Origin of the sequence: Pseudomonas sp. NFX15, assembly GCF_049132105.1 — a bacterium.
GTDB lineage: Bacteria > Pseudomonadota > Gammaproteobacteria > Pseudomonadales > Pseudomonadaceae > Aquipseudomonas.
In genome coordinates this window covers 40,558-46,557 of record NZ_JAFMPV010000040.1, presented here as the reverse complement: position 1 = coordinate 46,557, position 6,000 = coordinate 40,558, and the positions used below count along the sequence as shown (strand labels likewise).

General features: G+C 62.1%; 4 protein-coding genes. All 4 read right to left on the bottom strand.

Going from position 1 to position 6,000, the window contains the following annotated elements; all coding sequences use genetic code 11:
- Positions 1 to 159: 159 nt before the first annotated feature.
- The 4 genes from J1D76_RS26445 to J1D76_RS26430 are packed head-to-tail and all read right to left on the bottom strand — an operon-like array spanning position 160 to position 5,286.
- A complete protein-coding gene (locus J1D76_RS26445) occupies positions 160 to 381 on the bottom strand; it encodes a formate dehydrogenase subunit delta (RefSeq protein WP_421141269.1) in 222 nt (73 codons plus the stop codon).
- Entirely contained in the window at positions 378 to 3,254 is a 2,877-nt protein-coding gene (gene fdhF, locus J1D76_RS26440) for a formate dehydrogenase subunit alpha (RefSeq protein ID WP_421141268.1), read from the bottom strand. Before fdhF ends, J1D76_RS26445 begins: the two co-directional genes overlap by 4 nt.
- A complete protein-coding gene (locus tag J1D76_RS26435) occupies positions 3,251 to 4,810 on the bottom strand; it encodes a formate dehydrogenase beta subunit (protein ID WP_421141267.1) in 1,560 nt (519 codons plus the stop codon). Before J1D76_RS26435 ends, fdhF begins: the two co-directional genes overlap by 4 nt.
- A complete protein-coding gene (locus J1D76_RS26430; RefSeq protein ID WP_421141265.1) occupies positions 4,810 to 5,286 on the bottom strand; it encodes a formate dehydrogenase subunit gamma in 477 nt (158 codons plus the stop codon). Before J1D76_RS26430 ends, J1D76_RS26435 begins: the two co-directional genes overlap by 1 nt.
- Positions 5,287 to 6,000 lie beyond the last annotated feature (714 nt).

Sequence of the window (6,000 nt, the reverse complement as noted above, 5' to 3'; positions counted from 1 at the left end):
GGACTTTATCGCTCATTACAACCACAGACGCTGTCACACCGCCTCGAACAACCTGCCGCCAGCCATCTTTGAAACGCTAGCGGCGTAATACTCCTACAGAATGGTCTAAAAAAACTGGACCACTTCAGGCTCGCTCCTACAGTTTTTTCTTTCGGCGGGCTAAGCCTCCCAACCCGCCCCTTTCACTGCCGCCTGCACCAACGGATGCAAGTCCGCCCCGTGATGCTCGGTCTGCCAGGCCAGCAACGCCTTGCGCATGCTCGGCGCCCAGAACATTTGCAGGTGGTTGCGCACGCTGAGCACCGCCTGCTCCTGATCCGGTTGCGTGGCAAAGTACTGGGCGATCTGGTTGGCCATCTTGATCAGGTTGTCCGTGCTCATTTGCGCACCTCGGCTTGCTCGGGGTGTCGACGTTCCTTCAGCAGGCGATGTTGTTCATCACTGAATGCCTGGAAGCGCTTCTGCCACTCAGAAGGGTGATAAACGCGGCTGACCTCCACGGCCGTGACCTTGTACTCGGGACAGTTGGTGGCCCAGTCGGAGTTGTCGGTGGTAATCACGTTGGCCCCCGATTCCGGGAAGTGGAACGTGGTGTACACCACGCCCGACGCGACCCGTTCGGTGATCCGCGCACGCAGCACGGTCTGCCCGGCGCGGCTGCCGATGCCGACCCAATCACCTTCGTTGATCCCACGGCTCTCGGCATCGGTCGGATGGATTTCCAGGCGATCCTCGTCATGCCAGGCAACGTTCTCCGTACGCCGGGTCTGGGCGCCGACGTTGTACTGGCTGAGGATGCGCCCGGTGGTCAGCAGCAGTGGATAACGAGCGTTGACCTTCTCTTCGGTCGGCACGTAACCGGTGAGCATGAAGCGCCCCTTGCCACGAACGAACTGCTCGATGTGCATGGTCGGCGTGCCGTCCGGCGCTGCCGCGTTACATGGCCATTGCAGGCTGCCGTGGCGATCCAGTTCCGCGTAGCTGACGTTGGTGAAGGTCGGGGTGAGGCTGGCGATTTCATCCATGATCTGCGACGGGTGCTGGTAATTCATCGGGTAGCCCAAGGCGTTGGCCAACGCCACCGTGCCCTCCCAGTCGGCCTTGCCGCCCAGCGGCTCCATGACCTTGCGTACCCGCGAGATGCGCCGCTCGGCGTTGGTGAAGGTGCCGTCCTTTTCCAGGAACGAACTGCCCGGCAAAAACACGTGGGCGAACTTGGCGGTTTCGTTGAGGAAAATGTCCTGCACCACCACGCACTCCATCGCTGAGAGAGCCGCCGTGACGTGCTGAGTATTCGGGTCGCTTTGGGCGATGTCCTCACCTTGGCAATACAAACCCTTGAAGCTGCCGGCCAGGGCCGACTCGAACATATTGGGAATGCGCAGCCCCGGCTCGGGTTGCAGGGTGACGTTCCACGCTTGTTCGAATTGCGTGCGCACGACTTCGTTGGAGATGTGCCGGTAACCGGGCAACTCGTGCGGAAAGGAGCCCATGTCGCAGGAACCCTGCACATTGTTTTGCCCGCGCAATGGGTTCACGCCCACACCTTCGCGGCCGATGTTGCCGGTGGCCATGGCGAGGTTGGCAATGCCCATCACCGCGGTGCTGCCCTGACTGTGTTCGGTGACGCCGAGGCCGTAGTAGATCGCCGCGTTGCCACCGGTGGCATACAAACGAGCAGCGGCGCAGATGTCGGCAGCCGGTACACCGCAGATCGGGCCAAGCACTTGCGGTGAGTTCTGCGCACGGCTGACAAATTCACTCCAGATCGCGAAGTCGCTCCCTTCGCAACGGGCGTCGATAAAGGCCTGGTTAAGCAAGCCTTCGGTGACAATCACATGGGCCAAGGCATTGAGCATGGCCACGTTGGTGCCGGGACGCAGGGCCAGGTGAAATTCGGCGCGGGCATGCACCGTGTCCACCAGATCGATGCGCCGTGGATCGATGACGATCAGCCGCGCACCTTCACGCAAGCGGCGTTTGAGCTGTGAGGCGAACACCGGGTGGGCGTCGCTGGGGTTGGCGCCCATGACCAGGATCACATCGGCCTGCATCACCGAATCAAAGCTCTGGGTGCCGGCAGATTCGCCCAGGGTTTGCTTCAAGCCGTAACCGGTCGGCGAGTGACAGACCCGCGCGCAGGTGTCGACGTTGTTGTTGCCGAAGGCAGCGCGCACCAGCTTCTGCACCAGATAAGTTTCTTCGTTGGTGCAGCGGCTGGAGGTGATCCCACCGATGGAGTCGCGGCCGTAGGTTTGCTGCAAGCGGCGGAACTCGCTGGCGGCGTAGGTCACCGCCTCATCCCAGCTGACTTCCTGCCACGGGTCGTTGATGTGCTGGCGGATCATCGGCTGGGTGATGCGGTCCGGGTTGGTCGCATAGCCCCAGGCAAAACGCCCCTTGACGCAGGAGTGGCCGTGGTTGGCCTGGCCGTTCTTGTCCGGCACCATGCGCACCAGCGTGTCGCCCTTCATCTCGGCGCGGAACGAGCAGCCCACGCCACAATAGGCACAGGTGGTGATAACACTGCGTTCCGGCTGACCCAGTTCCACCACGTTTTTTTCGATCAGCGTCGCAGTAGGGCAGGCCTGCACACAGGCGCCGCAGGACACGCATTCCGAATCGAGGAAATTGTCACCACCGGCGGCGGATACACGGGATTCAAACCCGCGACCGGTAATGGTCAGGGCAAAGGTGCCCTGGGTTTCCTCGCAGGCGCGCACGCAGCGGTTGCAAACGATGCACTTGGCCGGGTCGTAGTCGAAGTAGGGGTTGGACGTGTCCTTCACATCGGCCAGGTGGTTGTCGCCTTGATAGCCGTAGCGCACCTCTCGCAGGTTGACCTGGCCCGCCACGGTTTGCAGCTCGCAATTGCCATTGGCTGCGCAGGTCAGGCAGTCCAGCGGGTGATCGGAAATGTACAACTCCATGACGTTGCGTCGCAGCGTCGCGAGCTTGGGCGTCTGGGTGCGCACGCTCATGCCTTCGCTGACCGGCGTGGTGCAGGACGCCGGATAACCGCGCATGCCGTCGATTTCCACCAGGCACATACGGCACGAGCCGAAGGCTTGCAGGCTGTCGGTGGCGCAGAGCTTGGGGATGCTGGTGCCGAGCAGCGCGGCGGCACGCATCACCGAGGTGCCTTCGGGCACGCTGATGCTGCGGCCATCGATGTTCAGGGTGACTTGCACCTGGCTGTCGCGAGCCGGCGTGCCCAGGTCGATATCGGTTTTAGGGTCGAAGAGAGTGATCATTGCTCGGCCTCCGAGGCGTGCAGACCGAAGTCGGCAGGGAAGTGCTTGAGGGCGCTGGCCACGGGGTAAGACGTCATGCCGCCCAACGCGCAGAGCGAACCGTATTGCAGGGTGTCGCACAGGTCCTTGAGGACGATCACCTGTGCTTCACGACTGACCTGGTCCGGCGCGGCCAACAGTCGGTCGATCACCTCGACGCCCCGGGTCGAACCGATGCGGCACGGCGTGCATTTGCCACAGGATTCCTCGGCGCAGAACTGCATGGCGAAGCGCGCCATCCGGGCCATGTCCACGGTGTCGTCCGCCACCACCACGCCGCCGTGACCGAGCATTGCGCCGATGGCGGTGAAGGCTTCGTAATCCAGCGGCGTATCGAATTGCGAGGGCGGCACCCAGGCGCCGAGCGGACCGCCGACCTGCGCGGCCTTCAGCGGCCGGCCACTGGCGGTCCCGCCGCCGTAGTCTTCCACCAGCTCTCGCAGGGTCAGGCCAAAGGCCCGCTCTACCAACCCGCCGCGACGCACATTGCCCGCCAACTGGAAGGGCATGGTGCCGAGGGAGCGGCGCATGCCGTATTCGCGATAAAACTGCGCACCCTTGGCCAGGATCAATGGCACCGAAGCCAGGGTCAGCACGTTGTGCACCAGCGTCGGCTGGCCGAACAAACCCTGCAACGCCGGAATCGGCGGCTTGGCACGAACGATCCCGCGCTTGCCTTCGAGGGAGTCCAGCAGCGCGGTTTCCTCACCGCAAATGTAGGCGCCGGCACCCACACGCACTTCCAGATCGAAAGACTGGCCAGTGCCCAAGACATCAAAGCCCAGGTAACCGGCGGCCCGGGCCATGTGCAGTGCCTGGCGCAGCGTGGCCACGGCATCTGGATATTCCGAGCGCACATAGATGTAGCCATGGCTGGCCCCGACGCACAGACCTGCAATCGCCATGCCTTCGATCAGCAGGAAGGGGTCGCCCTCCATCAACATACGGTCGGCAAAGGTTCCAGAGTCGCCTTCGTCGGCATTGCACACGATGTATTTACGCGCCGCCTGCGTTTCGCGCACCGTGCGCCACTTGATCCCGGCCGGAAACGCCGCGCCACCCCGGCCACGCAGCCCCGAATCGAACACCACCGTCGCGGTTTGCTCGCCGCCCAGGGCGATGGCCCTTTTCAAACCGTCGAAACCGCCGTGGGCATGGTAGTCGTACAGCGACAGCGGCCGGGTAATGCCGGCGCGGGCGAACAGCAGGCGTTGTTGCGTCTTCAGCCAAGGCAATTCTTCGACCAGGCCCAAGGCCAGCGGATGAGCGGACGGGTCGCGTTTCAGGGCATCCAGCACCGACGGCACATCGGCCGCCGTCATCGGGCCGAAGCCGATTCGACCCTCCGGGGTGTCCACTTCCAGCAGCGGTTCAAGCCAATACAGGCCGCGTGAACTGGTGCGCTGCAACTCCAGGGCAAAATCGTGATCCCAGGATTGCGTGATCAACGCCACCGCCACTTCTTCGGCACCCACCGCGCGGGCCAGCGAATCACAGGACAGCGAAAGCATCGGCATTACGCGTCCTCCCGACAAGCGTCGAGCAACGCGTCCAGCCGTTCCGGATTGAGCCGCGCATGCACCCGGCCATCCAGTTCCAGGGCCGGCGAACACGCGCAAGCACCCAGGCAATACACCGGCCGCAAACTGATGTTGCCATCGGCGCTGCTGCCGTGATCGTCCAATTGCAGACGCTCACGCAACTGCGCCGCCAGCTGCTCCGCCCCCCGGCTCTGGCACGACTCGGCGCGGCACAACCGCAGGATATGCCGCGCCGGCGGCGCAGTCCGGAAGTCATGATAAAAACTGATCACCCCACGAACCTCGGCTAGGCTCAAATTCAGGGCATGGGCAATCTCGGGGACGGCATTATCGGGGATATAACCGATGCGCTCCTGAATATCATGAAGAATGGGCAATAGCGCACCCGGGAAGCTTTTGTGGCGTTCCAGCAGCGTGTTGACCACAGGCAGGTGCAAGCTCTCATCAGACATTCAGCAATCCTCACGGTCACGGACACACAGAGGGTAGTCGGTTATCCGAAAGTGTTGGCTGCGGCGCTCATACCACGTCGGGGAGTCGTGGTTTTTCAGGCCGGTGGCCAGGGCATCGTGTAGTGCTCGGCGCGGTCTTTGCCGCACCTCTAATAGGCCATAAGCACCAGATTGCCACGCGCACTTCAAGCCATCTGTACCAGAGCGACGTGCCCGGTTCTGTCCACGACCATCCATTAAGTCTAGTTGAGTGCCGCAAAGGGCGTTCACACGCCGGCCTAATGCCCGGAGGGCTTGTCGATGTCTGATGTATAGCAAGCATTGCAGATGAGAAGAAGCATCAGAATCGTGGGCGATTCTACGGAGCAGATCCGCCGATCCATTCCGTTGCTCCTTGTAGGAGCGAGCTTGCTCGCAAAAGCGCAAGGTATCCAAATTCCTTGCTGAATGCCCTGCTTAGAGGTCGACGCAAAAGTCCGGACCCGCGTCAGCACTTCATCGCATCACCGACCAGCGCCTTAATCATCGCCGCTAAACAATGAGCAGCTCCTTCTGCTATTTCGCAATGGCCTGAGGACAACCGCAGTGCTCTGTTCAGGCTGCTGTAGGAGTTAGATATAGCTTGTAACACACCGTCGAATCCCGCATGGACCCTGGCGTTACCATGTTTTATGTGATGTCGACGTTGACATAGTCATTAGGCTACGGCAGCAT

Excerpts from the sequence above, each read along its gene's own strand:
- fdhF (WP_421141268.1), bottom strand. The coding sequence starts at position 3,254 with ATGATCACTCTCTTCGACCCTAAAACCGATATCGACCTGGGCACGCCG.
- J1D76_RS26430 (WP_421141265.1), bottom strand. The coding sequence starts at position 5,286 with ATGTCTGATGAGAGCTTGCACCTGCCTGTGGTCAACACGCTGCTGGAA.
- J1D76_RS26445 (WP_421141269.1), bottom strand. The coding sequence starts at position 381 with ATGAGCACGGACAACCTGATCAAGATGGCCAACCAGATCGCCCAGTAC.
- J1D76_RS26435 (WP_421141267.1), bottom strand. The coding sequence starts at position 4,810 with ATGCCGATGCTTTCGCTGTCCTGTGATTCGCTGGCCCGCGCGGTGGGT.